The 24840-nt window shown below is 62.8% G+C and carries 22 protein-coding genes and 1 tRNA gene; 9 read left to right on the top strand and 14 right to left on the bottom strand.

The window, feature by feature from the left end:
- Positions 1-26: 26 nt before the first annotated feature.
- Both HV823_RS00530 and HV823_RS00525 read right to left on the bottom strand, forming a co-directional pair.
- Positions 27-1949, bottom strand: coding sequence for an autotransporter assembly complex protein TamA (locus HV823_RS00530; protein WP_176947795.1), 1923 nt, complete (start codon positions 1947-1949; stop codon positions 27-29).
- A 276-nt stretch (positions 1950-2225) separates the two neighbouring features.
- Entirely contained in the window at positions 2226-2477 is a 252-nt protein-coding gene (locus HV823_RS00525) for a glycine zipper domain-containing protein (RefSeq protein ID WP_176947794.1), read from the bottom strand.
- 427 nt (positions 2478-2904) lie between these two features.
- Between HV823_RS00525 and HV823_RS00520 the strand changes: the two genes are divergently transcribed.
- From HV823_RS00520 to hemA, 4 genes are all read left to right on the top strand, one after another.
- A complete protein-coding gene (locus HV823_RS00520; protein ID WP_176947793.1) occupies positions 2905-3393 on the top strand; it encodes a (2Fe-2S)-binding protein in 489 nt (162 codons plus the stop codon).
- Between the two features lie 134 nt (positions 3394-3527).
- Entirely contained in the window at positions 3528-5879 is a 2352-nt protein-coding gene (locus tag HV823_RS00515; protein ID WP_176947792.1) for a xanthine dehydrogenase family protein molybdopterin-binding subunit, read from the top strand.
- A 14-nt stretch (positions 5880-5893) separates the two neighbouring features.
- Positions 5894-6691, top strand: coding sequence for an FAD binding domain-containing protein (locus HV823_RS00510; protein WP_176947791.1), 798 nt, complete (start codon positions 5894-5896; stop codon positions 6689-6691).
- Positions 6692-6932: 241 nt separating this feature from the next.
- On the top strand, positions 6933-8147 hold the full coding sequence (gene hemA, locus HV823_RS00505) for a 5-aminolevulinate synthase (RefSeq protein ID WP_176947790.1): 1215 nt from the start codon (positions 6933-6935) through the stop codon (positions 8145-8147).
- Positions 8148-8185: 38 nt separating this feature from the next.
- Here the strand turns inward: hemA and dxr are convergent, their stop codons facing one another.
- Positions 8186-9379 (bottom strand): 1-deoxy-D-xylulose-5-phosphate reductoisomerase, encoded by a 1194-nt coding sequence (gene dxr / locus HV823_RS00500; RefSeq protein WP_176947789.1) that lies wholly within the window; start codon positions 9377-9379, stop codon positions 8186-8188.
- 177 nt (positions 9380-9556) lie between these two features.
- Between dxr and HV823_RS00495 the strand changes: the two genes are divergently transcribed.
- From HV823_RS00495 to HV823_RS00485, 3 genes are all read left to right on the top strand, one after another.
- Positions 9557-10279, top strand: coding sequence for an META domain-containing protein (locus tag HV823_RS00495; protein WP_246300608.1), 723 nt, complete (start codon positions 9557-9559; stop codon positions 10277-10279).
- Positions 10280-10327: 48 nt separating this feature from the next.
- Entirely contained in the window at positions 10328-10708 is a 381-nt protein-coding gene (locus HV823_RS00490) for a CAP-Gly domain protein (protein ID WP_176947787.1), read from the top strand.
- A gap of 127 nt (positions 10709-10835) precedes the next feature.
- Positions 10836-12014, top strand: coding sequence for a GGDEF domain-containing protein (locus HV823_RS00485; RefSeq protein ID WP_176947786.1), 1179 nt, complete (start codon positions 10836-10838; stop codon positions 12012-12014).
- Between the two features lie 292 nt (positions 12015-12306).
- On the opposite strand, the gene HV823_RS00480 is transcribed toward HV823_RS00485, so the two are convergent.
- The 3 genes from HV823_RS00480 to HV823_RS00470 form a co-directional block, all read right to left on the bottom strand.
- Positions 12307-13278, bottom strand: coding sequence for a calcium-binding protein (locus HV823_RS00480; protein ID WP_176947785.1), 972 nt, complete (start codon positions 13276-13278; stop codon positions 12307-12309).
- 333 nt (positions 13279-13611) lie between these two features.
- A tRNA-Arg gene (locus HV823_RS00475) sits at positions 13612-13688 on the bottom strand.
- A 117-nt stretch (positions 13689-13805) separates the two neighbouring features.
- Entirely contained in the window at positions 13806-14978 is a 1173-nt protein-coding gene (locus tag HV823_RS00470; RefSeq protein WP_176947784.1) for a M20 aminoacylase family protein, read from the bottom strand.
- Between the two features lie 148 nt (positions 14979-15126).
- On the opposite strand from HV823_RS00470, the gene HV823_RS00465 reads away from it, so the two are divergent.
- Positions 15127-16221: a D-alanyl-D-alanine carboxypeptidase family protein gene (locus tag HV823_RS00465; RefSeq protein WP_176948168.1), complete on the top strand. Its 1095-nt coding sequence runs from the start codon at positions 15127-15129 to the stop codon at positions 16219-16221.
- A 115-nt stretch (positions 16222-16336) separates the two neighbouring features.
- Complete coding sequence (locus HV823_RS00460) at positions 16337-17539, top strand: CobW family GTP-binding protein (RefSeq protein WP_176947783.1); 1203 nt, start codon at positions 16337-16339, stop codon at positions 17537-17539.
- A 48-nt stretch (positions 17540-17587) separates the two neighbouring features.
- Here the strand turns inward: HV823_RS00460 and HV823_RS00455 are convergent, their stop codons facing one another.
- The 8 genes from HV823_RS00455 to HV823_RS00420 all read right to left on the bottom strand — a co-directional run bounded on the left by HV823_RS00455 (position 17588) and on the right by HV823_RS00420 (position 24766).
- Positions 17588-18628 carry a histidine kinase dimerization/phosphoacceptor domain -containing protein gene (locus HV823_RS00455; RefSeq protein ID WP_176947782.1) on the bottom strand — a complete coding sequence of 347 codons (1041 nt, stop codon included), beginning with the start codon at positions 18626-18628 and terminating at the stop codon, positions 17588-17590.
- Positions 18625-19062, bottom strand: a complete 438-nt coding sequence (locus HV823_RS00450) for a response regulator (RefSeq protein WP_176947781.1) — start codon at positions 19060-19062, stop codon at positions 18625-18627. The genes HV823_RS00455 and HV823_RS00450 overlap by 4 nt, the downstream gene beginning before the upstream one ends.
- Positions 19062-20552: a sensor histidine kinase gene (locus HV823_RS00445; RefSeq protein WP_246300599.1), complete on the bottom strand. Its 1491-nt coding sequence runs from the start codon at positions 20550-20552 to the stop codon at positions 19062-19064. The genes HV823_RS00450 and HV823_RS00445 overlap by 1 nt, the downstream gene beginning before the upstream one ends.
- Positions 20553-20639: 87 nt before the next feature.
- Positions 20640-20891: a sulfurtransferase TusA family protein gene (locus HV823_RS00440; protein WP_176947780.1), complete on the bottom strand. Its 252-nt coding sequence runs from the start codon at positions 20889-20891 to the stop codon at positions 20640-20642.
- Positions 20888-22432 (bottom strand): L,D-transpeptidase family protein, encoded by a 1545-nt coding sequence (locus HV823_RS00435; RefSeq protein ID WP_176947779.1) that lies wholly within the window; start codon positions 22430-22432, stop codon positions 20888-20890. Before HV823_RS00435 ends, HV823_RS00440 begins: the two co-directional genes overlap by 4 nt.
- A 203-nt stretch (positions 22433-22635) precedes the next feature.
- Positions 22636-23589: an acetyl-CoA carboxylase carboxyltransferase subunit alpha gene (locus HV823_RS00430; protein WP_176947778.1), complete on the bottom strand. Its 954-nt coding sequence runs from the start codon at positions 23587-23589 to the stop codon at positions 22636-22638.
- A 77-nt stretch (positions 23590-23666) separates the two neighbouring features.
- Positions 23667-24620: a site-specific tyrosine recombinase XerD gene (gene xerD / locus HV823_RS00425; protein WP_176947777.1), complete on the bottom strand. Its 954-nt coding sequence runs from the start codon at positions 24618-24620 to the stop codon at positions 23667-23669.
- On the bottom strand, positions 24617-24766 hold the full coding sequence (locus HV823_RS00420) for a hypothetical protein (protein ID WP_176947776.1): 150 nt from the start codon (positions 24764-24766) through the stop codon (positions 24617-24619). Before HV823_RS00420 ends, xerD begins: the two co-directional genes overlap by 4 nt.
- Positions 24767-24840 lie beyond the last annotated feature (74 nt).

The raw sequence follows: 24840 nt of genomic DNA, 5'->3' as shown, positions 1-24840 counted from the left end.
GTCGGCGGGCGAGCCGCCCCTCGCGTTCAGAAGGCCTGCCCTATGCCGGCGTAGATGCCGAAGGAATCCCCGGCATCGTAACGGTGCAGCGGTACCGCCACGTCGAGGCGGATCGGGCCGAATGGCGTGGCGTATCTCAGGCCCACGCCGGCGCCGGCGCGGATGTCGCTGAAATCGGGGAGCGCGTCACGCGAGACGGTGCCGACGTCGAGGAAGGGCACGATACCGATCGTCTCGGTAATGTTGACGCGGACTTCGGCGGAGGCGAGGACGTAGGATCGGCCGCCCACCAGTTCCCCGTCGCTGTTGCGCGGCGAGATGTCCTGAAACCCGTAGCCGCGAACCGATCCGCCACCGCCGAGATAGAATCGGCGCGGAGCCGGGATATCGGCAAGCGTCGGCGCGCCGACGATCGTGCCGACGCCGAGCCTGCCGGCTAGCACGACGCGTTCCTCGGCGCCGAGCGCGCGATAGGCCGATCCCGATGCCTCGAAGCTGGAGAAGAACGTGCTGCGCTCGAACTCGTAGGTCGGCTTGGCGTTGATCATGGCGCGGTAGCCGGTTGTCGGGTTGAGCTTGTTGTCGCGGGTGTCGCGGACATACTCCAACGGGATCGCCGCCGTCAGGTAGAAGTTGTCGCCGAAGGCGTCGTCCACCTGCATCGCCGCCACCTCGCCGCCTCCCGATACGGTATCGAAGTCGCTGAGCTCGAACGTCGCTCCCGCGGCGGCCGTGGCCGTGGTCGCGTAGAAGGCGTCCGTGTCGTTGATCGCTGCCTTCAGGCTCGCAGTGAAGGTGGAGGCAGGCCCGAAGGCGCCGGGCTTGGCGAAGACGGCGCCGAGCGAATAGCCGATATCGTTGACGCCGTTGCCTTCGCCGATGCCGTTGATCGTACCCTCGATGCGTAGCGATTCCGCCCGGCCGAACAGGTTGCGATGGCCCCAGTAGCCTTGCAGGCCGAGACCGTCGATCGTGGAGATCTGGGCGCCAGCGCCGAAGTAGCGCATCTTGCCCTCAGAGACCTCGATGGTCATCGGCAGCGACCCGTCGGGCGCAAGCTTGTCTGACTCGCGGATGGTGACGCTGGAGAAGACGCCGAGCTGGCGGAGGCGATCGGCCGCCTTCGTCAACTGTTCCGGCGAATAGGGCTGACCTGCATTGATACGCGAGTAGTATTTCACGAAGCCGGCATCGACATCCTTCGTGCCTGTCACCTTCACGTCGCCGAGGTCGGCGACCGGCCCGCCTTCCGCGGCAATCACCACATCGACGGTGTTTGTCTTGTGATCGGCGATGGCCTGGCGATCGGTCAGGCGGGCGAGCGGCCGGCTCTGCGATTTCAGGTCGGCCACGACCTTTTCGCCGGCCCGGATGATCACCGTCGAGTCTGCCCGTGCCCCATGGACGAGGCCGTAATCCGCAGGGTTGCGGCCGGCGGCATCACCTTTCAGCGTCACGGAATCGAACGTGAAGGCTGGACCGGGCCTCACGGTGACGCTGACCGGTACGGCGCCAGCAGGAAATTGCGGGATCGGCGGGAGCGAATCGATCGGGGTGCCGTTGATGCTGATATCGACCACGCCGCCATAACGGGCGCTCTCGTAGAGCGCGGCGAGAATGCGGTCGCGATCGTCGCGCGCCTTGATGACAAGCCCGAGATTGCCCGAAACCGGCTGCCCTTCGTCCTGCTTCAGCAGGGCGCTCGATTCTATCGCATTCTTGAGATTGTCGTCATCCGTTCCGGCGTCGAAGGTCAGCGTGTACTTCACCGGGTCGATGACGTCGGGCTCTTCTTCTTTGCTTTCGAAGAAGCGCATACCGAAAATCTTGAAGGCAAAGGCCGGGGAGGCGGCGACGGGCAGGAAGGTAAGCGTCGACGCGAGTGCGAGGCTCGTGCCTGCCCGCCAGAACGCAAAACCCAATCTCGGCCGGTCGATACGCTGCCGCATACGCTGTTGCTGCCTCTCCATTTCCGCAGGAAAGCCGCTGAAACACGGCTTTCCCCGGATTGTGCGCACTTGCAGCCCGATCACGGTCTGGAAGGCCACGCAGGCTTCAATTGACTCTAGCCTGTTAGCATTTCCCTAAGATTAATGGCGGTTCTAGCGCGCCTGCGGCAAAAACGGAAGCGACCGGTGGTTTTCCGCGACGACCGTTGCAAGGATGCAAAAGGCCCCGGACGATGCCGGGGCCAGATGATAGCGCAGAATACTGTTCGAAAAGGATCAGCAGGCGTCGATATAGCGGCGGCCGTAGCGGTCGCGATAGTAGCACTGGCCCGGCTGGTCGCGGACATGGCCGATGAGGGCGCCGCTGACGCCGCCGATGGCTGCACCCACGGCAGCACCGCGGACGTTGCCGGTTACCGCGCCGCCGATGATCGCACCGGTGGCTGCACCGATGCCGGCCCCCTTTTCCGTCTGCGTGCAGCTTGCGACCGACAGGCCGATCAGCACGAGTGCGATGGCTTTCTTCATTGAAATCTCTCCAAAGTTGAGCGGAGCGCGACCGCGACCGCTTTATCACGTCTGCGTAAACCGGCTGTGACCGGTTTGCTTCGCTTGCAATGTCACAAAAGCGAAGAATAAGGCGGAAAATGGGGAAGTCTATGGGTTTAAAGTATTTTTTTGGATCGTGAATAAAGCCGAACGACCCCACGTCCTGATTTGTTCGCAGGATAAAAATTTCGCGTCGGAGGAAAAGAAGCAGTTGATCACAAATTGAAAACGGCGAATGATGCCGGCGACTGTGCGTGAGATGCGGAGGGGTGTCGTCGCGCAACGGATTGCTCATTGCAATCCGGCAGCTTTAGGATTGCGGGCATTTCGGTTTCTTCGAATTCGCCGCTCAAGGGAGCTTTCGGACCCGGAATGCCTCGCCGTGCGACCCACGAGGGAGGAGTGAATGACGAAAGTTACGATGACGGTTAACGGCCGGCAGGTCAGCGGCGACGTCGAGGATCGGACCTTGCTGGTCCAGTTCATCCGGGAGAAGCTGGGGCTGACTGGCACGCATGTGGGCTGCGACACCTCGCAGTGCGGTACCTGCGTCGTGCATATGGACGGCAGGTCGATCAAGAGCTGTTCCACCTTGGCGGTCCAGGCCGCCGGCTCCGAAATCCTTACGATCGAAGGGCTTGCGCGCGACGGCGAACTGCATCCGGTGCAGGCCGCGTTCAAGGCGCATCACGGCCTTCAGTGCGGTTTCTGCACGCCGGGCATGGTGATGACGGCGGTCGACATGATCAATCGCTATGGCGGCGCGCTGGATGAGAAAACGGTGCGCGAAAACCTCGAAGGCAACATCTGTCGCTGCACGGGCTACCATAACATCGTCAAGGCCATCCTTGCCGCGGCTGCGGAAATGAGCGCGGGCCGGCAGGCGGCGGAGTAGCCGCAGGTCCTGGTTCGCAGGACGCCGGCGTGTTCGAATTTTGCGGGCGCCGGCGGCCGGATCGAGGTTTCCTGACAGTGAAATCCGGCTGGCTGCCTTTCGTTCGCGTGACGTTTTCCGGGAGGAGATGACTGATGGGTGTGGAAGGTATCGGCGCGCGGGTGGCGCGAAAGGAAGACAAGCGGTTTCTGACGGGCAAGGGGCGCTATACGGACGACATGGTCGTGCCGGGTATGAAATATGCCGCGTTTGTGCGCTCGCCCCATGCACATGCGAAAATCAAGCGCATCGACGCTTCCGCAGCGGAAAAGATGCCGGGCGTGATCGCGGTATTGAACGGCCAGCAGATGCTCGATGATGGCATCGGCAACCTGATCTGCGGCTGGATGATCCATTCGAAGGATGGCAGCCCGATGAAGATGGGTGCCTGGCGCCCGCTCGCGCACGAGACGGTCCGGTACGTGGGCGATGCGGTCGCCGTGGTCGTTGCCGACAGCGTCGGCGAGGCGCGGGATGCGGCCGAGCAGGTCGTGGTGGATTATGAGGAGCTGCCAGCCGTCACGGATGCAGCGACTGCTCTCACGGCCGGCCAGCCGCAGCTTCATCCGGAAGCTGCGGGCAACCTCATCTACGACTGGGCGATCGGCACCAGCGAGGCGGAGACGGATGCGGCGATCGCCGCCGCCGCGCACGTCACCGAAATGACGATCCTCAACAACCGGCTGGCGCCAAACCCCATGGAGCCGCGCGCGGCGCTGGGTGTCTATGACAGCGCGGAAGATCACTACACCTGCTACACGACCAGCCAGAACCCGCATGTGGCGCGGCTGGTGATGAGCGCCTTCTACAATGTGGCGCCGGAAAACAAGCTGCGCGTGATCGCGCCGGACGTCGGTGGTGGCTTCGGGTCGAAGATCTTCATCTATCCGGAAGAAATCGTCTGTCTCTGGGCGTCAAAGCGTGCGGGCGTGCCGGTGAAATGGACTTCCGACCGGACGGAAGCTTTTCTCACGGACGCGCATGGCCGCGATCATCGTTCGACGGTCAAGATGGCCTTCGACAAAGACAATCGCATCACCGCGCTCAAGGTCGACACGATCGCCAACTTCGGCGCCTACATGTCGCTGTTCTCCTCTTCGGTGCCGACCTATCTCTACGCGACGCTGTTGTCCGGCCAGTACGCGATCCCGGCGATCCATGCGAATGTGCGGGCGGTCTATACGAACACCACGCCCGTCGACGCCTATCGCGGTGCAGGGCGGCCGGAGGCCACCTATCTCCTGGAACGGACGATCGAGACGGCGGCGCGCGAACTCGGGGTGTCGCCGGCGGAACTGCGGCGGAAGAACTTCATCCGCTCGTTCCCCTACCAGACGCCCGTCATCATGAACTACGACGCCGGCAACTACGAGGCTTCGCTGGAAGCTTCCATGAAGCAGGCCGACTGGGCGGGCTTTCCCGCGCGAAAGGCCGAGGCGGAAAAGCGCGGCAAGAAGCGCGGCATCGGCATGAGCTGCTACATCGAGGCCTGCGGCATCGCGCCGTCGGCCGCCGTAGGCTCGCTCGGGGCGGGCGTTGGCCTGTGGGAATCGGCGGAGGTGCGGGTCAACGCAGTTGGCACGATCGAAGTCCTCACCGGCTCGCACAGCCACGGCCAGGGGCACGAGACCACCTTCGCCCAGCTCGTCGCCGACCGTTTCGGGGTGCCGATCGACAGCGTTTCGGTTGTTCATGGCGATACCGACAAAGTGCAGATGGGCATGGGAACCTATGGTTCTCGTTCGGGCGCCGTCGGCATGTCGGCGATCGTGAAGGCGCTCGACAAGGTCGAGGCGAAGGCGAAGAAGATCGCTGCCCACCTGATGGAGGCGGACGAAAGCGACATCGTCATCGAGAACGGCGAGGCCAAGGTCGCCGGCACCGACAAGACGGTGCCGTGGTTCCAGGTGGCGCTCTCCGCCTATACCGCGCACAACCTGCCGGGCGGCATGGAGCCGGGGCTGAAGGAGGGAGCGTTCTACGATCCGACCAACTTCACCTTCCCGGCCGGCTGCTACATCTGCGAGGTGGAGATCGACCAGGAAACGGGCAAGACCGACATCATCCAGTTCGTCGCGGCCGACGACTTCGGTAACATCATCAATCCGATGATTGTGGAGGGGCAAGTGCATGGCGGCATCGCCCAGGGCATCGGCCAGGCGCTGCTCGAAGGCGTCCATTATGACGCACAGTCGGGGCAGCTTCTGACGGCGAGCTACATGGACTACGCCATGCCGCGGGCGGACGATCTGCCGTCCTTCCAGGTCTCGCACCAGAACACGCCGTGCCCGGGCAATCCGCTCGGCATCAAAGGGTGCGGCGAGGCCGGCGCCATCGGTTCGCCGCCGGCGCTGATCAACGCGATCACCGACGCCATCGGCAACAACGACCTGTCCATGCCCGCCACGCCGCAAAAGGTCTGGGCGGCGATCCATGCAGCGCACTGAGGGAGCGAACGGCCATGTACGCAACGAACTATCATCGCGCATCCTCGGTCGCCGACGCTGTTCGGCTGAAAGGGACTGGTGAAGAGACCAAGTATGTATCGGGCGGGATGACGCTCATCCCGACGATGAAGCAGCGGCTCGCTGCGCCGTCCGATCTCGTCGACCTCAGGCACGTCGCCGAGATGAAAGGGATCACCGTCTCCGGCGGGACGGTGCGAATAGGAGCGGCGACGACGCATGCCGAGGTGGCTTCCTCGGCCGAGATCAAGGCGGCCTGTCCCGCGCTGTCCCATCTCGCATCGCTGATCGGCGATCCGCATGTGCGCCACATGGGAACGGTCGGCGGGTCGGTGGCCAACAACGATCCGGCCGCCGATTACCCATCCGCCATGCTCGCCCTCGGCGCCATGATCGTCACTGACAGGCGGCGCATTGCCGCGGACGACTTCTTCACCGGCCTGTTCGAGACGGCGCTCAATGAAGACGAAATCATCGTGGCCGTGGAATTCGCAGCACCGGAGAAAGCCGGCTACAGCAAATTCCCGAATCCGGCGTCGCGCTACGCGATGACGGGCGTCTTCGTGGCCAAGAGCGCCAGCGGCGTTCGGGTGGGCGTGACGGGCGCAGGCTCGGACGGCGTCTTCCGGCACAGCGGGATGGAGCAGGCGCTTGCGGGCAATTTTTCGCCCGATGCCCTTTCAGGCGTGACGACCGATCCGGCGGACATGCTGTCGGACCTGCACGGCAGCGCGGAGTATCGGGCCAATCTCGTCAACGTGATGGCCCGGCGCGCCGTTGCCGCGGCAACCTGAACTCCGGCACCGATCGCACATCCTTTGGGGCGGCACGGCCGCCCCGAATTCGTTTCGACTTGACATAAATCATCATGCGGCAGTTGTTTCTGCGCTTGTATGAAGCCTTGGAATGGTTCAAAGGTGGGTGCGGATTTGCCGCAGTTCCTTTGCATTGCAGCAATGGCTACCGCCGTGTAGTCGAGGAACAAGACAGGCACCCTTCGCCTGAGCATGCCGGGTTACCGGTCTGGAGACAGTGATGGATTTCGAGGCTTTCTTCAAAAACGAATTGGACGGGCTGCACCAGGAAGGCCGCTATCGCGTCTTCGCCGAACTGGAGCGCCACAGCGGCGGGTTCCCCAAGGCGACGCGCTACACCGATTCGGGCACGCAGGAAGTCACGGTCTGGTGCTCCAACGACTATCTCGGCATGGGGCAGCATCCTAAGGTCACCGAGGCGATGAAGCTCGCCATCGACCAGTGTGGCGCGGGTGCTGGCGGCACCCGCAACATTTCGGGCACCAACCACTATCACGTCCTTCTGGAGCGCGAGCTGGCCGACCTGCACGGCAAGGAAGCAGCACTGCTCTTCACCTCCGGCTACGTTTCGAACTGGGCGGCGCTCGGTACTCTCTGTTCCAAGATCCCCGGCGTCATCATGTTCTCCGATGCCGGCAACCACGCCTCCATGATCGAAGGCATCCGCCATTCGAAGTGCGAGCGGGTAATCTGGAAGCACAACGACCTGAAGGACCTCGAGGCGAAGCTCGCGGCTGCCGATCCGAAGGCGCCGAAGATCATCGCCTTCGAATCGGTTTATTCGATGGACGGCGATATCGCGCCGATCAAGGAGATCTGCGATCTCGCCGACAAGTATGGCGCGATGACCTATCTCGACGAGGTTCACGCCGTCGGCATGTACGGTCCGCGCGGCGGCGGGATTGCCGAGCGCGAGGGCCTGATGCATCGCCTGACGGTGATCGAAGGTACGCTCGGCAAGGCGTTCGGCGTCATGGGCGGCTACATTGCCGCGTCGGCGGCACTTTGCGATTTCATCCGCTCGTTCGCCTCCGGCTTCATCTTCACCACCGCATTGCCGCCGGCACTTGCCGCCGGCGCGCTGGCTTCGATCCGTCATCTGAAGGAAAGCCAGATCGAGCGTTTCGCGCACCAGGAGCGTGTTCGCCGCCTGCGCTCGCTGCTCGACCGCAACGGCATCCCGCACATGCCCAATCCGAGCCACATCGTTCCGGTGCTCGTCGGTGACGCCGCCAAGTGCAAGTGGATCTCCGATCTGCTGCTCGACAATTTCGGGGTCTACGTCCAGCCGATCAACTATCCGACGGTGCCGAAGAAGACCGAGCGCCTGCGCATTACGCCGACGCCGATGCATTCGGATGCGGATATCGACCATCTCATCGGCGCGCTGCACTCGCTCTGGTCGCGATGCGCGCTTGCCCGCGCGGTCGCGTGACGTTCCTGCAAATCTAGATTGGATGCGATGGCCGCGACTTACGCGGCCATTTCCATTTTTGCGATGACCTCGCCTGCCTGTCGGCGCGCTTCGGCGTCGGTGGCGAAGACGTCCTCCATGGTCGTGGCGGCCGGCCAGCCGGCCATGGCATCCATTACCAACTCCGCAATGTCGGCCATGTTCAGGAAGCCGATCCGGCCATCGACGAAAGCGTTGAAGGCGGTTTCCTCGGCAGCGTTCATGATCGCGCCCTGCGCGCCGCCGCGTTCGAGCGCCGTCCTGGCAAGGCGCAACGCGGGAAAGCGTTCCTCGTCCGGCGCCTCGAAATCCAGCCGTGCCAGCTTGGCGAAATCCAGCCTGTCGACGTTAAGGCGTGGACGGGCAGGGTAGGTCAGCGCGTAGCCGATCGCCGTGCGCATGTCCGGGCAGCCAAGCTGTGCAAGCACCGAGCCGTCGGTGTAGCCGACCATGGAGTGGATCACCGACTGCGGATGCACGACGACCTCGATCTGGTCGGGCCGCACATCGAACAGGTGCTTGGCCTCGATCATCTCCAGCGCCTTGTTGAACATCGAGGCGCTGCCGATGGAAATCTTCAAGCCCATCGACCAGTTCGGGTGCGCGCGGGCGATCGCGGCGGTGACGCCGGCCATCTGCTCGCGCGTCCAGGTGCGGAACGGCCCGCCCGAGGCGGTGAGCACGATCCGCTCGACGGCGTGGCGCTGGTCGTCCTCCAGCGCCTGGAAGATTGCGCTGTGCTCGCTGTCCACGGGGATCAGCCGTCCGCCACCTGCGGCCACGGCTTCGACGAACAGGCTGCCGGCGGAAACGAGGCATTCCTTGTTGGCAAGGGCAATGTCGGCGCCGCGCCGGGCGGCCGCGAGCGTCGGCGCCAGACCGGCCGTGCCGACGATCGCCGCCATGACCCAGTCGGAGGGCATGGCGGCTGCCTCGAGCAAGGCAGCGCGGCCGGCGGCTGCAGCGATGCCGCTGCCCGCCAGTGCCTGCTTCAGGTCGTCGTAGCGGCGCTCATCGGCCGTGACCGCCAGCGATGCGCCTGCGGCCTTCGCCTGTTCCGCCAGAAGTGCGACATTGGCGTTTCCGGTGACGGCAACGACATCGAAGGTGTCCTGGCCGCCGAGCTGCTGGATCACGTCCAGGGTATTCGTGCCAATCGAGCCGGTGGATCCGAGGATGGTAACGCGGCGCTTGTTCGTGTCGCTGGGGGCCATGATAGTTTCCGCGATCTTTTTATTGTCTTGAAGAGGCTCTACAGCCGATTGCTGCGCGCAACAAGGTGTCGAGTTTCGGCACCGTCCGTTGAAGCAACGCGTACAGCGCTTGACGTTTTCATCGGAGCGGCCATAACGTCGCCGCTGGCGACCGGTTCGCCCTATTCGTTTTGGAGGATGCCCGTGCGGTTATCTGTGAATGCGCTGGCAGCTGTGCTGCTGTCCCTCGGCTCTGCATCGAGCCTTTTCGCTGCAGAAGCGCTTCCGCCGGGACTGAGCGCAACCTGGGTCGTCGAGGACCTCAGCGGCAAGGGCGTCATTGACAACCTCCAGACCACGCTCGAAATCCGCACGGACGGCTCCTATGGCGGTAACGGCGGCTGCAACACCTATCGCGGCAACCTGAAGTTCGAGGCCGATGGCTCGGTGACCTTCGCGCCGGCCGCGGCCACGCGCAAGATGTGTGCCCCGGCCGTGATGGACCAGGAGCAGCGCTTTTTCGATGCGCTGGGCACGGTGAAGTCCTGGAAGCTGGAAAACGGCCTGCTGCTCCTTGCCGACAAGGACGGCGGACATGCGATGCGGCTTGCGATGTTGCGGAACACCACGGACATCGTGCTGCAGATACCCAATACCGTCACGGTCGACCGCCAGACGGTTTCCTATGACTGCGACGGCAACCTCAAGGTCAAGGCGGACTACATCAACGCCGAGTCCGTTTCCCTTGCGATCCTGACTTTCGGAGAAAACTTCGTCATCGCGAGCAACGTGATCGCCGGTTCCGGTGCCCGCTATGCCGGCGGCCAGTTCGAATGGTGGACCAAGGGCGACGAAGGCACCCTGCGCGATATGACCAGCGGGGCCGTCGTCCCGGGTATCGCCTGCCGAAAGGCGCCCTGAAAGTCCCCAGGCGACGCAGCCGCGCCCGCCTCCTTTTCGGAGATCGCAATGCCCACATTTCACGTCGGACAGAAAGTCGTCTGCATCAACGACAAGTTCAAGAACGTCTCGATCGACCAGGGCATCCGCAAGGGCACGATCTATACCGTGCGCTGGGTCGGCCATTACCGTCACTATGTGGACGGCGACTTCTACGGCATCAAGCTGATGGAACTCTATCGCGGCAATGACGACGGCCCGGAAGGCTATGGCGCCGTCGACATGCCCTTTCGCGCCAACCGCTTTCGTCCGCTCGTGTCCGACCGCATCAAATCCATGCTCGGCATGAAGGCGCCCGCACCGAAGGTCGAGGCGCGCCCTTCGATCGTTCCTTCCGTCAAGCCGAAACCGCGCGTGACGACGCCGGAGCGGGAGAAGGAAGACGTCTGAGCAGCGCATGTGCGTCTGCCTTCGGGCTGCTTCGGCCTTAGCGGTTGGGAACCCTTTGCCGTTGCCAGATCGTTAGACCTTGCGGGCTACGGTTCGGTTCTGCGATGATGGCCGGCAAGAGAGGCGCATGAACGAAGACTTCGCATTTCTTCTGCCGGTGGTGATGGGGCTGTTCGGGGCCGCGTTCCTGATCGTAGCCCGTTTCGGGATCAGGTCTTCCGCCTACTGGGGCGCCGGGATCCTGTCGGCAGCCCTCGGCTTCGTCGTTCCCTTGTCCATCCCTGCACTGCCGGTGAAGCCGGTGGCGATGACTGCCGAAGCGCTGTTCTTCGCGGCCTTCTTCCTCTACGGGCAGGCCCTCCTCGTCCATTTCGGGCGCTCGACGCTGTTCTGGCAGAGGTTGTCGCTGGCACTCCTCGCCTATGTCGTCATCGCCTATGTGGTGATCGTCGCAGAGAACCTGCAGCTGGAACTGTTCGTCAGCGACCTCACCTGCGTCATCCTGCTTGCCACTGCTGTCGCTGCCGTCCGTCACCGGGCCCGTCGCCCGATCGATAAGCTCCTATTCTGGGTGATGGTGTTCGTGTGCGCGGAAAATCTTCTGCGCGTCATCGTCTTCCTGTTTCTCGCCAGCCCGATCACCATGGATCAGTTCGCCGGCTCGGACTATTCCTTCGTCATGCAGATTACGGCGACGGTGGGCGCGATGGTCATGGCGATGACAGCGCTTGCGGTCATGACCGTCAATGTCGTCGAGCGCCATCGAAACGATGCGGATTCGGACTCGCTCACCGGCCTCCTGAACAGGCGCGGCTTTGACCGCGCAGCCGCAGGGCTGCTCGCGGGCGAGGCGCAGGACGTGGCGTTGATCCTGTTCGATATCGATCATTTCAAGCGAATCAACGACGACTACGGCCATGCCGTCGGTGACGAGGTGATCCGGTCGATCGCGGAAGTAGCGGCGGCGGTCCTGCCCGGCGGGTCGATCCTCGCCCGCTTTGGCGGGGAGGAATTCGTGGCTCTGCTTCCCAATCATACGGCGGCGCGTGCGCTCGACGTCGCCGGCCGCATGCAGGCGGCGATCAGGAAGAAAAACTGGCGCAATCTGGGGCTGGAAGGCGGCGTCACGGCGAGCTTCGGGATCGATGCGCTGGGTCGCGGCGACCATTCCATCTACGAATCGATCGGCCGCGCCGACGGCGCGATGTACGAGGCGAAGCGCACCGGCCGGGACCGCATCGTCTCCGCCGGCGGAACCACAAGCCCGGCAGCGCATCCGCACCTGCGGATCATCAGGAAACAGTAAGGCGCGGGCAGTCTCTTAGCGAACTCATCTGAATGGTAATTCCACGCGATTGGAGGGATCACCCTTGGGAGGCAGCTCCAGACCCTGAGTTCGCAGGCTTTTCGGCGGCCATCTTGCATCCATCGCGCAAGCAGATCACAGCAGATATGCGGCGCCAGTCGCTCGTACGCGGCATTCCCGAAGTCGCGGGCGCTGAACGGTAGCGACTTCCCTCATTCTCACCTCGGTGCCGTCCCCGCCACTTCGCTTCGAAGCGGCGGGAGCGCTCGTATTCGATGAGAAGCCCGAGGCGTCACAGAATAAAATCGCTTTCCCCCGGCCTCATGCCGTAGACGAGAACGGAGAAATCTGCCTTCCCGTCGCCGTTAATATCGCCTTCGACAGAATAAAAGTCACCGCGCTTGTTGACGTGGAGTTGGCCTGCCTCTTGGCTGAATGCGCTTTTGCCGATGAAGTCGAACGCCTGATTTTCCTTCACTTTTGTATTGGCGTCGATGGCGCTGATATCCAGCACATCACCACCCTTGCGCGAGAAATCCCAAACTATGTCACGTTCGCCCAAGGCGTAGGGGGAGTCTTTTGCGGATTTGAACACGAACCTATCAGCGCCCGAACCACCATAGAGATTGTCGGCACCAGTTCCGCCGATCAGCGCATCTTTTCCATTCTCGCCATAGATGTAATCATCTCCGGATCCACCGGAAAGCAAGTCCTTACCGGATCCACCGCGCAGTTCGTCGTTTCCGGCGCCACCATAGAACCTATCGTTGCCCTTATCGCCGAAGATTCCATCATCGCCGGCTTCACCATAGACTATGTCTGAGCCTGGGAAATCATAGTATGGCTTCACGCGCGGATCGTCTTGGCTCCAAGAAATTCCAACACTCAAGAACAGGTCGCCACCCTGCCCAAGATACGCTTTGTCATCTCCAAGGTCTCCGTAAACGAGATCGTCGCCTGCTCCTGCCCAAATCAAATCATCATATTTTCCTGCCGCCACAGCTTTTGCGATGGAGCTGTGTGACGGTGCACCGTTGTAGAAAATGAACCCTTCGCCGGAGATGTTATCATTCCCGTTGCCGCCGTAGAGCTTGTCACGCCCGGCCCACCCGTAGAGATTGTCATGGCCAGATCCTCCCTTGAGGATGTCATTTCCGCCGTAGCCGTCCAACTGATCGTTCGTCTTGCCGCCGATAACAATGTCGCCCTTTGCGGTGCCAGGGAATTGCTTTAGATCGTAGTAGTCAATGAGGTGTCCAGCCATTACGCTCTCCATGCATGTGCACGAACTGCGTAAGGCGAAAAGATTAAGGTTCCCGGCAATTTTCTGTTCAAATACAGCGGGTTCGCAGTCATCGATGGCTCGACTCGGGTGCGCCGCGAGCGGCGCTGCGAACCGGCCTACTCACGGCTTTGAGGCACTCGTACACAGAAGTACAAGACGGTTAACGCTTGATCTGCTTGCTCTCTCTTTTGTCACGCGCCGTAGCCGAACGCGCCAAGAGAGAGCTCGAAGATCGCGCTCGATCCGTGCTATCTCGACACTCCGCCGCAATGTGATTGGCGGGTCTGCCTATGCCTAAGATATTGATTTGAATGGTGATCCCGCCGCGATTCGAACGCGGGACCCCCAGATTAGGAATCTGGTGCTCTATCCTGCTGAGCTACGGGACCACTGTAAGAACCCATACAAAAGCCTGCGCCGGAAGCCAAGTCCTTTTCGGCTTCCGATGGTTTCAGGGCTAAAGCCGGGTGGCCCGCGATCGACCGGTCGGTCGGTCGGTGGTGGAGTCACGCGGGCAGGCGGGCCTCCGCCAGCTTCACCCAGTAGCTGACGCCGTGGGGGATGGCATCGTCGTTGAAGTCATAGGCCGGGTGATGGAGGCCGGCGGTGTCGCCGTTGCCCATGAAGACGAAGGCGCCAGGGCGCGCCTCGAGCATATAGGCGAAATCCTCGCCGCCCATCATCGGGTCGATCGTCGCGTTCACGCTGCCGCTGCCGGCGATGTCGGCAGCAACGGAGACGGCGTGACCGGTCTCAGCGGGGTGGTTGACCACGACAGGGTAGTTGCGCTGGTAACGGACCGTGATGTCGGCGCCGTTTGCAGCACCGATCCCGGCGCAGAGTTGGCGGATGCGCTCTTCCGCCTCTTCGCGGACCGTGCCGCTCAGGGTGCGTACCGTGCCGCACAAGGTCGCCTGCTCCGGAATGACGTTGTAGGCGAAGCCGGCATTGAACTTGGTCACCGACACCACGAGCGAGGCGATCGGATCGGTGTTGCGCGAGGTGATCGTCTGCAGGGCGCTGACGATCTGGGCACCGATGACGATGGTATCGACGGTGCGGTGCGGCTGCGCTGCGTGGCCGCCGCGTCCGTTGATGACGATGTCGAACTCGTCGGTGGCCGCCATGATCGCGCCGATGCGGGTGCCGAACTGGCCAACGGGCATGCCCGGCATGTTGTGCATGCCGTAGACCTCGGTGATGGCGAAGCGCTCCATCATCCCGTCCTTGACCATTTCGCGCCCGCCGCCGCCGCCTTCCTCCGCCGGCTGGAAGATGACGGCGACGTTGCCGGCAAAGTTGCGCGTTTCGGCGAGATACTTGGCGGCGCCCAGCAGCATGGCGGTGTGCCCGTCGTGGCCGCAGGCATGCATCTTGCCGGGAACGGTCGAGGCCCAGGGCTTGCCGGAGGTCTCGGTAATCGGCAGGGCGTCCATGTCGGCGCGCAGGCCGATGGTGCGGACATGGCCTTCTGCGGTGCCGTGTCCTCTGATCAGGCCGACGACGCCGGTGCGGCCGATGCCGGTCACCACTTCGTCCACGCCGAACTCCTTCAGCTTGTCGGCGACGAAGGCCGCCGTCTTCTCGACGGCGAACATCGTTTCCGGGTGCTGGTGGATCTGGCGACGCCAGGCGGCGATCTCATCTTGAAGTTCTGCGGCGCGGTTCAAAACGGGCATGCGCTTTTCCTGTCACTGTTGCAGCCGAAATCGGCGTATCTTTTGCCGGGGCTTTGCCATCAGCATGCCATATAGGCTAAATAGGCGGAGCGAACGAGACAACTCCCGATTTTCCGAGGATAGGCCATTGCAGATTACTGGACGGTTCATGCGCCGCGCGTCGGCAAGCATTGGAGCAGCCACGGTGTTCGCTGCCTCCTTCCTGGCGAATGCGGCACATGCCGATAGCGGGCCGCGCCTGCTCGTCGACGTCAACACGCTGAAGGTGATCGAGCACCGCGATGCGTTTCGCAAGTGGTATCCGGCCTCGCTGACCAAGCTGATGACGGCCTACACCGTGTTCCGGGCGATCAAGGCTGGCGAGATCACGCTCGATACGCCCGTCGTGATGACGAAGAACGCGGCGGCGGAACCGCCGAGCAAGATGTATTTCAAGCCGGGGCAGTCACTGACGCTGGACAGCGCGCTCAAGATCATGCTGGTCAAGTCGGCGAACGACGTGTCGGTGGCGATCGCCGAGGCGGTTGCGGGCTCCGAGCAGGCCTTTATCGGTCGCATGAACGCGGAAGCGGCCCGCATCGGCATGAGCTCCTCGCATTTCATCAATCCGAACGGCCTGCCGGGCAAGGGGCAGTACACGACCGCGCGCGACCTTGCGGTGCTGGCGGTGATGCTGAAGCGCGAATTCCCGCAATATGCGTCTTATTTTTCGCTGGAAGGCTTCACCACGGGCAAGAAGCAATATCCCAACTACAACATGCTGATTGGCCGTTTCGACGGTGCCGATGGCATGAAGACGGGCTTCATCTGCGCCTCCGGCTTCAATCAGGTTTCCTCGGCGGTTCGAAACGGCCGCAGCGTGGTCTCGGTCGTGCTCGGCGAGGAAAGCCTCGGGGCGCGGGCGGACGAATCCGCGAGAATGCTGCAGAAGGGCCTGACGGAGCGGGGCGGCGGACCGACGCTTGCCGGGCTTGCACCCTATGGCGATACCGTGCAAGTCGCCGACATCTCGCAGCAGATCTGCAACAAGCATGCCGCCAAGGTGCGCAGTGAAGGCCGCGACGAGGCGGGCCGCCAGAAGCTGCTGTCGCCGTATATCCATGAGATGGACCGCCCGCCGCGCTTTGTCTTTGCGGGCCTGATCGCCGGCGGCACCGCCAAGCCCGGTGTAAACGAGCAGGCTGCGGCGGATATCGGGGATGGCGGCAATGTTCCGATCCCGGTTCCGCGGCCAACCTTCTAGAGTTTGCCTGGTTCATTCTGAATCAGGCAGCCTCCAAGGCTATTTAGTTCGTTTGTATCTTCGGGAAAACCCGGATTCGGCTTTTCCCTGACAAACTCAAAGACAGGGTTTCGACATGTCTGCTGCCGATCGCACCGTGCCGGTCACGATCCTGACCGGGTTTCTCGGCGCGGGAAAGACGACGCTCCTGAACCGGCTGCTCAAGCATCCGGACCTGACCGATACCGCCGTCATCATCAACGAGTTCGGCGAGGTCGGCATCGATCATCTTCTGGTCGAACGCTCAAGCGACGGTATCATCGAGCTGGCCGACGGCTGCCTGTGCTGCACCATTCGCGGCGAACTGGTTGATACGCTGGCCGACCTGATGGACCGGATGCAGACCGGCAAGATCAAGCCGCTGAAGCGGGTGGTGATCGAGACCACCGGCCTTGCCGATCCGGCGCCGGTGATCCAGGCCGTGATCGGCAACCCGGTGATCGCGCATTCGTTCCGGCTCGACGGGGTCATCACGCTGGTCGATGCCGTGAACGGGCTTTCGACGCTCGCCAATCATCCGGAATCGGTCAAGCAGGCCGCGGTCGCCGACCGCCTGGTGCTGAGCAAGGCGACACTTTCCGACGGGGAAACGGTTTCTGCGCTGAAACGTGCGCTCTTAGACCTCAATCCGCGGGCTGTGATCGTCGACGGCGATGATCCCGCCGCAACCGGCCCATCGCTTCTCGCCTGTGGGCTCTACGATCCCGGCTCGAAGATTGCCGATGTCGGCCGCTGGCTCAACGACGAGGTTGGCCGCGACGGGCACGACCACCATCACCATCACCGTCACCATCACCACGATCATGACCATTCCCACGAGCACGAGCATGCGCATTCGCACGATGACGGGCATGGCGGCGGGCACAGCCACCAGCACGCTCATGATCTGAACCGCCACAGCGCCTCGATCCGATCCTATGCGATCGTGCACGATCGGCCGATCGAACCCATGGCGCTCGACATGTTCGTCGATCTTTTGCGTTCCGCGCATGGTGAGAAGCTTCTGCGGATGAAGGCGATCGTGGCGCTGTCGGACAATCCCGAACGGCCGGTGATCCTGCATGGCGTTCAGGCCGTGTTCCATCCGCCGCACCGTCTTGCCGCCTGGCCCGACCCGGCCGATCGACGTACGCGCATGGTGCTGATCACAGACGACCTGCCCGAAGCGTTTGTGCGCGATCTCTTCGATGCGTTTGTCGGGACGCCGCGCGTAGATCGGCCGGATCGAGCGGCACTCGAGGACAATCCGCTCGCGGTGCCGGGCATGCGCATGCGCTGAGCCGGCCGCGCCATGGCGCGCGACCCGCAGCCTTCATGTTCCGATGGGTTACTGCTTCCAGATGACGCCGACAAACGTTCCGGACGTCTTGCCCGGCCGCTCGTTTGCGACCGTCGCCCCGAGGGTGAGCGCCATGGCGTTGATCAGGCGGGTGCCGAGGCCGGTGCCCTTCGGACGCTCCTTGCGATCATGGCCGACACCGTCGTCCTCGACGGAAAGATGGTGGCTATCCTCGCCGCTCGTCCCCAGCACGACGCGCACCTCGCCGCAGCCGTCGGGATAGGCGTATTTCGCCGCGTTGGTCAGAAGTTCCGTCAGGATCACGCCAAGCGACACGGCCTTGTCGGCTGTCGTGGTGATATTGGCGATATCGGAGCGGACCGTGATGGCGTTTGCAAAGCCGCTGGTGCGCTGGAATTCGGCGATGATTGAGCTCATGTAGGCGCCCAGTTCCACCGCCTCCACCTTATCGGAAGTGTAGAGGCTGCGGTGAACGCCGGCGATCGCTGAAATTCGGCTCTGCGTCTCCGAGAGCGCCGTCCTGGTCTCCTCGCTCGTTGCGATCTGCACCTGCATGCGGATCATCGCCGACACCAGGGACAGGCTGTTTGCGATGCGATGGTTCATCTCCGACAGCAGTAGCTCGGCCCGCTCCTTGGCGATCAGGAGCTGCCGATCTGCTTCTTCCTTGGCGTTGCGAAGCCGCGCATTCTCCAAGGCCTGCTCCAGTGCGCTGGCAAGCAGCGGGAAGAAATCGTCGGTAGCCGACTTCATCACATAGTCGGCCGCCCCGCCCTTCAGCGCCTTGATCGCGACTTCGGCGTCGCTGGAGCCGGTCACGTAGAGGATCGGTGCCTTGGAAGGACTTCCGGCGACGGCTTCGAGGAAGTTCAATCCGGTCTGATTCTCGAAATGATGGTCGAGGACGACGGCTGCGAATTCCTCCGTGCCGAACAGGTCGAGGCCAGCCGATATCGAGGGGGCATGCACGACCTCGAAGTCGCTGCGGGCAAGCACCTTGCTCGCCAGCCGCGCCAGCGCCGGGTCGTCGTCCACGTAGAGAACACGAACTTTGCGGCTTGCGGTCATGGAACCTGTATCACCGAGAAAAAGAGCCCGAGATTGCGGATCGCGGTTGCGAAACCCTCATAGTCGACGGGCTTGGTTATGTAGACGTTGGCGCCGAGATCGTAGCATTTCTGGATCTCGCGCTCGTCGTCGGTCGTGGTCAGGACGACGACGGGCAGGCGACGCGAATGCTCGTTGCTCTTGATCTGCTGAAGGATGTCGATGCCGGACATGTCCGGCAGGTTCAGGTCGAGAAGGACGAGCAGGTAGCGGTCCTTGTTGGCCAGACCGTCGCGCTTCTCGCCGAGAATGAAGTCCAGCGCCTTGCTGCCAAGTGTGAACGGCACGATTTCGTTGTGAACGCCGGCGCGGCGGACGTTCTTTTCGATGAGGCGCGCATGGCCCTCGTCGTCCTCGATCATGACGATGGTGACTTCCTGACCCGTGGCTTTCATTATTCGGTGCTCCTGAAGACTTTGGTGAGATCGGTCGGCAGCGTCAGTATGAACGTGCTGCCGCGGCCCAGTTCGGACTCCACCGTAACGTCTCCACCCAAATTCCGTATTAACGAACGCACATGCGCAAGTCCGATGCCTTCGCCCGGCTGGTCCTGCTCGCCCGCGCGGCGAAAGAGCTCGAAAACCCGTTCGCGATCCTGATCGCCGATGCCGCGGCCATTGTCCGTCACGGCGATCCTGACCTGTCGCGGACCATGCGGGCGAAGTGCGATCGAAAGCGTCAGCGGCCGGCCGGGCATCTGGTACTTCACCGCATTGTCGAACAGATTGCCGAAAATCTGCTCCAGGGAAAAGCGGTCTGTCACGATGGCGCCGAGATGGCCGGAGATCGTCGCCTTGCCGCCCTGTTCGGCCAGTTGGTGCTGGACGGAGGCGACGCTGGCTTCGATCAGCGACTTCACGTCGATGCGCTCGGGCTGCAGCTTGCGCCGGCCGTCGCGCGAGATCTTCAGGATCGCGTTGATCAGCGCATCCATCTTCCGCGTCGAGGAGCGGATGAAGCCCATCGCCTCCGGCAGGTCCTCGGTGACGGCGAGCCTAGCCTCGCGGATATCATCTTCGCTGGGCGCATGCTCGTCCGCCATCACGTATGCCGTAAGGGGTTTCAGCGACGTTTCAAGCTCGCTCAGGAAGCCCATGATGTTGACCAAAGGCGCGCGCAGGTCATGGGTGACGATGTAGGCGAAACGCTGGATCTCCTGGTTGGCCCGGATGAGGTCCTGCGTCCGCTCGTTCACTCGTTCCTCCAGTCCCGCATTGAGCGCGATGACTTCCTCCCGTGCCCGGGCCAGGTCGCGTACGTGCTGGAAAATAACCAGAATTGCACCACCGAGCACGGTGATAATCGCAATCGCACCGCCGATCGTGACCCATTGCAGATTGTCTGCCGCCGCAAGCTGCCTCTCGATCACCACGCGTAGCTGGTCGTCGGTGTGCTCCAGAAATCCGTTGAGGATTTCCCGGATGTGGTTCATCAGCCGCAGACCGGCATCCGTCCCTAAAAGCGCATAGGCCTCATCGAACCTGCCCTGCTTCGCCAGGCTTACGCTATTGGCCAGCTCGGTCATCTTGCCGTCGACAGAGCGCTTCAGTTCGTCCAGTTGAGACGCGTAGTCCGGCCGGGGACCGAGATTTTCCTCCAGCGCCTTCCACCGTGCGGGCAGGTCTGCGACGGCCTTGTCGTAGGGCGCGAGATAGGATCTTTCCCGGGAGAGAAGGTAACCGCGCTGCCCCGTCTCGGCGTCCTGTACCGTCGTCAGTACGCCGATGATGGCGCTTCGGACGCGGCGAAGGGAGGCAGTCTCGTCGGAGTAGGACCGGTTGACTTCGACGAGCCACAGGGAATAGCCGACGATGCCCAGGAGAAGGAGGATGCCCAGGCCCAGCATGAGCAGGCTTGAGCGGAGAAATGCGGCCGATGAGGTCATGAAGGTTCCAGCATGTGTCGTGGGCGACTGTACACAGGCACGGCAGGATCGGATACCGGCAATGCAATGGTTACACAGGGACCTGCGTCAGGCCGCGTTCCCCTTACGGATCAGGAAGCGGTGCCCGCCGTCGATAGGCTCGTCCGCCATGAGGGTGTGGCCGTACTCGTTGCAAAAATGCGGAATGTCGATCACCGCCAGCGGGTCCGTGGTCTCGATCCAGAGCGAGGCGCCGGCAGGCAGTTGCTCCAGGCGCTTGCGCGTCCTTAGAACCGGCAACGGGCATTTCAGCCCCTTGAGGTCGTAGACTTCGTTCGCGCCGCTCGCGGCCGCGGTCATTGCTTCTTCCAGAATTTCCAGAAGGGCACCTCTTGCGATCCGCTCGCGTCCGCCGTCGTTTCCGCAGGTGCAACGCTTTCGCTACTTTCGGCGCCAGCACCAGCATCCGCGGCCGCAGCCTCAGCTGGCTGAGGCGCGACCGGCTGTTCCTGTTGCCGGGGTGTATCCGCAACGGCGCCGGTGGTCACGGGAGCGTCGGCGGCGTTGCTTTGAGTCGGAGCTGGGACGGAAGCGCTCGTCGTCGCAGTCGCAGTCGCTTCGCCGGAGGCGCCCGACGCTGCGGTACCCTTGCTGGACCAGAGCTTCCAGAACGGCTTCCTCGCCGCCTCTGTTTCCGCCTGGACGGAGGCTATGCCGGGATTGGCGCTCGGGACGGCGACGTCGGCGCCAGCCGTTTGCTGTGCCTTCTGCGCGGCGACGTCGTCTGCGAGCTTCTTAAGCTCGGCTGCCTTGCGCGCTTCCTCCTGCTGCTTGGCCCTCTCGGCCATCTCGATCTTGCGCTGCGCTTCCTCTTCGGCCCTCTTCTTCTGGGCTTCGATCTCGCGCACCGTCATGAGCTTGCCGGCGTCGATCGAGTTGCCGGTCGGTGCATAGGCGAGTTCGCGGCCCTTGCGCTTGTCGGCGACGATCGCCTTGCGCTGGGCTTCCGAGGGCTCCAGCCAGACGGTGCCGTCGTACTTCTTCATGGCCTTGGCATATTCGGCAGCATAGGATTTTTCATTGGCTGCCAGGGCTGCCTGCAATTGTGGCGCGTTAGAAATCCCGTCGCACTGGCCGCCGGCAAACGGGGTCCCGTCGGCCTTGACCTGATTGAAGACATACTTCTTGTCGCAGACGGCGACTTCCGGCGGGCGCTTGGTCAGCTGGAAATGGTCGTAGCCGACCTTCAGCATCTTCCAGAATTCGATATTGGGATTGTCGCGGTGACGCGCCATGTTCTCCGCGGTCATGCGGAAGGGGTACGCCTGGAGCTGGATCGCCTTCTGTCCGCCCTTGAAGGCGTCGCGGGCGAACGCGAAGATCTCGATGATCTGCTCGTCGGTCATGGAGTAGCAGCCGGATGACGAGCATGCACCATGGATCATCAGGTTGGTGCCGAAGAAGCCGTTGGACTGGTCGAAGCGGTTCGGGAAACCCGTATTGATCGCCAGGTAATACTGGGAGTTCGGGTTCAGGTGCTGGGGGCCGAGCGGATAGAAGCCCTCCGGCGCCTGCCGGTCGCCTTCCTTGATCTTCGGGCCCAGTTTGCCCGACCAGGCACAGATCTGGTAGCTCTTGATCATCTGGAACCGGTTGGAGCGGTCGGCCTTCCAGACCTCGAGCCTGCCCTCCTCCTTGAAGATGCGGAACGTGACCGGCGCATTGCGGTCGATGTTCATCGACGCCATCTTCGAAAGAACCTGGCCAGAAAGCTGGTATTGCGTCTTGTTGGAAACCTTGCGCACGTCGACGCCGTTGCCGACATCGTCCAGCGTGTCGTTGGTGCAGCCCGCGACGGTCAGGGCGATCAATGAAACAGCGGCGAGTACCTTGAGGCGCATGCGTCAGTTCCAAAATAGCTGGTAAGGCAGTTCGTCACACCGGCGCGGCGGACGCGGAATCATGCCCGCTTATACTTAATGCAGTGTAAACGGGAAATCTTCGCGCGGGCCGCGATCTGTGGATATGCTGAAAACACGGGAATATGTCCAAGATTTGGCCATATTCCCGCAACCGTCGCAAATTCCTTCGGCGTGCCTACCCGTCAGAGCTGCCGACCGATGTCCAGATAGCGCTGGCGGCGGTCGCGGCGCAGCTGGTCGCCCGGCTTTGCGGAGAGATCGCGCAGCGCATCGGCGATCACGTTTCCGGTCGCAGCGATCACAGCTTCAGGATCGCGATGGGCGCCGCCGACCGGTTCCTGGATGATGCCGTCGATGATGCCCAGCGCCTTCAGGTCGTCGGCGGTGATCTTCATGTTGCTTGCCGCTTCCTTCGCGCGCGTGGAGTCGCGCCACAGGATCGAGGCGGCGCCCTCCGGCGAGATCACGCTGTAGATCGCGTGCTGCAGCATGTAGACGCGGTCGCCGGTCGCGATCGCGATGGCTCCGCCCGAGCCGCCTTCGCCGAGGATGATCGAGACGATCGGTACCTTCACGTTCAGACACATCTCGGTCGAGCGGGCGATCGCTTCGGCCTGTCCGCGCTCTTCGGCGCCGATGCCGGGATAGGCGCCGGCAGTGTCGACGAGCGTGACGATCGGCAGGCCGAAGCGGTCTGCCATCTCCATCACGCGGATCGCCTTGCGGTAACCTTCCGGTCGCGCGCTGCCGAAATTGTGACGCAGGCGCGACTTGGTGTCGTTGCCCTTCTCCTGGCCGATGATGGCGACCGACTGGCCGCGAAAACGGCCGAGACCTGCCTGGATCGCCTCGTCCTCGGCAAACTTTCGGTCGCCGGCAAGCGGGGTGAACTCTTCGAAGAGCTTCGCCGAGTAGTCGAGAAAGTGCGGGCGCTGCGGATGGCGCGCGACCTGCGTCTTCTGCCAGGGCGTCAGCTTTGAGTAGATGTCGACCATCGCCTCGCGCGAGCGAGCCTCAAGCCGACCAACCTCGTCCGACGTGTCGATGCTCTCGTCCTCTTCGGCGAGCTTGCGCAGCTCGTGGATCTTGCCTTCGAGGTCCGAGATTGGTTTTTCGAAGTCGAGGTAATTGTGCATGAGATGCGTTTCCGATCGTTTGCTCCAACTCTTCCGTCGCGCGACCTATCACAGGCGATAGCGGCGGAATGGCGGCTCTATTCCCGGTTTTTTGCCTGTTTGGCAAGGGGGTGGTGTTCCTGCACCAGCTGATGAAGGCGCTCTTCCAACACATGTGTGTATATCTGCGTGGTTGAAATGTCTGAATGGCCGAGCAGTTCCTGCACCGCCCGAAGGTCGGCGCCGTTCTGCAAAAGATGGCTGGCGAAGGCGTGGCGGATCACATGAGGGGAGAGCGTGGCGGCCCGGATGCCGGCGCGCGATGCGAGCGCCTTCAGGTCGCGGGCAAACACCTGGCGGGGCAAATGACCCTCCTTGCCTGCCGAAGGAAAGAGAAAGCCGCTCTCCTTCTGATCCCCCCCTCCTTCGCGGTCGGCCGCAAGCGCCGCCCCATAGGCCTGCAGCGCCGCGATTGCCGAGCGCGACAACGGCACGAGGCGTTCCTTGCTGCCCTTGCCCTTGATGACCAGGAAGCGCCCGCTCTGGGCCAGCACGGTTGCCGGCAGCGAGACGAGTTCGCTCACCCGCATTCCAGTCGCATACAAAAGCTCCACCAGCGCGCACATGCGCAGACGCTGCAGATGGTTATCTCCGGGCGCGGCCGCTTCCTGCTCCGCGAGACCGATCAATCTCGTTACATCGTCGGTTGAGAGCGTCTTCGGCAGCGAGCGCTCTTTTCGCGGTGCGTCGAGAATGCCGGTGGGGTCGTCTCCGCGCATGCCTTCGGCATAGAGGAACTTGTAGAACTGACGCAGTGCAGAGAGCCGGCGGGCCTGCGAGGATGCCTTGAACCCCTGGCGCGCGAGATGGGCCAGATAGGCCCGCAGGTCGTCCGGCGCAGCGTCGATCATCCGCACGGACCGTTCCATCAGGAACGAGCGGACGTCCTCAAGGTCGCGTTCGTAGGAGGTGAGCGTGTTCGCGGCAGCCCCGCGCTCGGCGCTCATCATCTCCAGAAAGGCTTCGATCCGGACGGCGGACGGGTCGTTCATGGCTGCGTGTTGACCCGCTCTGAGGGAATTCGAATGGTAACGTCGCGCGGGCGGGGTTCCACGAAGGTGACCAGTGCGACCATGATGCCGTAGACGATGCCCGCGATGACCGCGCAAAAGAACAGAAAGCGGAATAGGGTGGGCATTGCGCACTCCGTGGAACCGTCTCCCTATATCGCCCCGCGAGGCAGCAAGCGCAAGGCGCCGCTGCCACTTGACG

This window comes from Mycoplana rhizolycopersici (genome assembly GCF_013378445.1).
In the GTDB taxonomy this organism is placed as follows: Bacteria; Pseudomonadota; Alphaproteobacteria; order Rhizobiales; family Rhizobiaceae; genus Mycoplana; species Mycoplana rhizolycopersici.
This window is presented reverse-complemented; position numbering and strand designations above follow the sequence as displayed.

What these genes read in the sequence shown, in the direction of transcription:
- HV823_RS00455 (WP_176947782.1), bottom strand. Translation starts at nt 18,628, where the DNA reads ATGACCGCAAGCCGCAAAGTTCGTGTTCTCTACGTGGACGACGACCCG.
- HV823_RS00460 (WP_176947783.1), top strand. Translation starts at nt 16,337, where the DNA reads ATGTCTGCTGCCGATCGCACCGTGCCGGTCACGATCCTGACCGGGTTT.
- HV823_RS00490 (WP_176947787.1), top strand. Translation starts at nt 10,328, where the DNA reads ATGCCCACATTTCACGTCGGACAGAAAGTCGTCTGCATCAACGACAAG.
- HV823_RS00440 (WP_176947780.1), bottom strand. Translation starts at nt 20,891, where the DNA reads ATGACCGCGGCCGCGAGCGGCGCGAACGAAGTCTACGACCTCAAGGGG.
- HV823_RS00465 (WP_176948168.1), top strand. Translation starts at nt 15,127, where the DNA reads ATGCGCCGCGCGTCGGCAAGCATTGGAGCAGCCACGGTGTTCGCTGCC.
- HV823_RS00515 (WP_176947792.1), top strand. Translation starts at nt 3,528, where the DNA reads ATGGGTGTGGAAGGTATCGGCGCGCGGGTGGCGCGAAAGGAAGACAAG.
- HV823_RS00520 (WP_176947793.1), top strand. Translation starts at nt 2,905, where the DNA reads ATGACGAAAGTTACGATGACGGTTAACGGCCGGCAGGTCAGCGGCGAC.
- dxr (WP_176947789.1), bottom strand. Translation starts at nt 9,379, where the DNA reads ATGGCCCCCAGCGACACGAACAAGCGCCGCGTTACCATCCTCGGATCC.
- HV823_RS00530 (WP_176947795.1), bottom strand. Translation starts at nt 1,949, where the DNA reads ATGCGGCAGCGTATCGACCGGCCGAGATTGGGTTTTGCGTTCTGGCGG.
- HV823_RS00510 (WP_176947791.1), top strand. Translation starts at nt 5,894, where the DNA reads ATGTACGCAACGAACTATCATCGCGCATCCTCGGTCGCCGACGCTGTT.
- HV823_RS00485 (WP_176947786.1), top strand. Translation starts at nt 10,836, where the DNA reads ATGAACGAAGACTTCGCATTTCTTCTGCCGGTGGTGATGGGGCTGTTC.
- HV823_RS00480 (WP_176947785.1), bottom strand. Translation starts at nt 13,278, where the DNA reads ATGGCTGGACACCTCATTGACTACTACGATCTAAAGCAATTCCCTGGC.
- xerD (WP_176947777.1), bottom strand. Translation starts at nt 24,620, where the DNA reads ATGAACGACCCGTCCGCCGTCCGGATCGAAGCCTTTCTGGAGATGATG.
- HV823_RS00495 (WP_246300608.1), top strand. Translation starts at nt 9,557, where the DNA reads ATGCCCGTGCGGTTATCTGTGAATGCGCTGGCAGCTGTGCTGCTGTCC.
- HV823_RS00435 (WP_176947779.1), bottom strand. Translation starts at nt 22,432, where the DNA reads ATGCGCCTCAAGGTACTCGCCGCTGTTTCATTGATCGCCCTGACCGTC.
- HV823_RS00420 (WP_176947776.1), bottom strand. Translation starts at nt 24,766, where the DNA reads ATGCCCACCCTATTCCGCTTTCTGTTCTTTTGCGCGGTCATCGCGGGC.
- HV823_RS00525 (WP_176947794.1), bottom strand. Translation starts at nt 2,477, where the DNA reads ATGAAGAAAGCCATCGCACTCGTGCTGATCGGCCTGTCGGTCGCAAGC.
- HV823_RS00430 (WP_176947778.1), bottom strand. Translation starts at nt 23,589, where the DNA reads ATGCACAATTACCTCGACTTCGAAAAACCAATCTCGGACCTCGAAGGC.
- HV823_RS00450 (WP_176947781.1), bottom strand. Translation starts at nt 19,062, where the DNA reads ATGAAAGCCACGGGTCAGGAAGTCACCATCGTCATGATCGAGGACGAC.
- HV823_RS00470 (WP_176947784.1), bottom strand. Translation starts at nt 14,978, where the DNA reads ATGCCCGTTTTGAACCGCGCCGCAGAACTTCAAGATGAGATCGCCGCC.
- hemA (WP_176947790.1), top strand. Translation starts at nt 6,933, where the DNA reads ATGGATTTCGAGGCTTTCTTCAAAAACGAATTGGACGGGCTGCACCAG.
- HV823_RS00445 (WP_246300599.1), bottom strand. Translation starts at nt 20,552, where the DNA reads ATGACCTCATCGGCCGCATTTCTCCGCTCAAGCCTGCTCATGCTGGGC.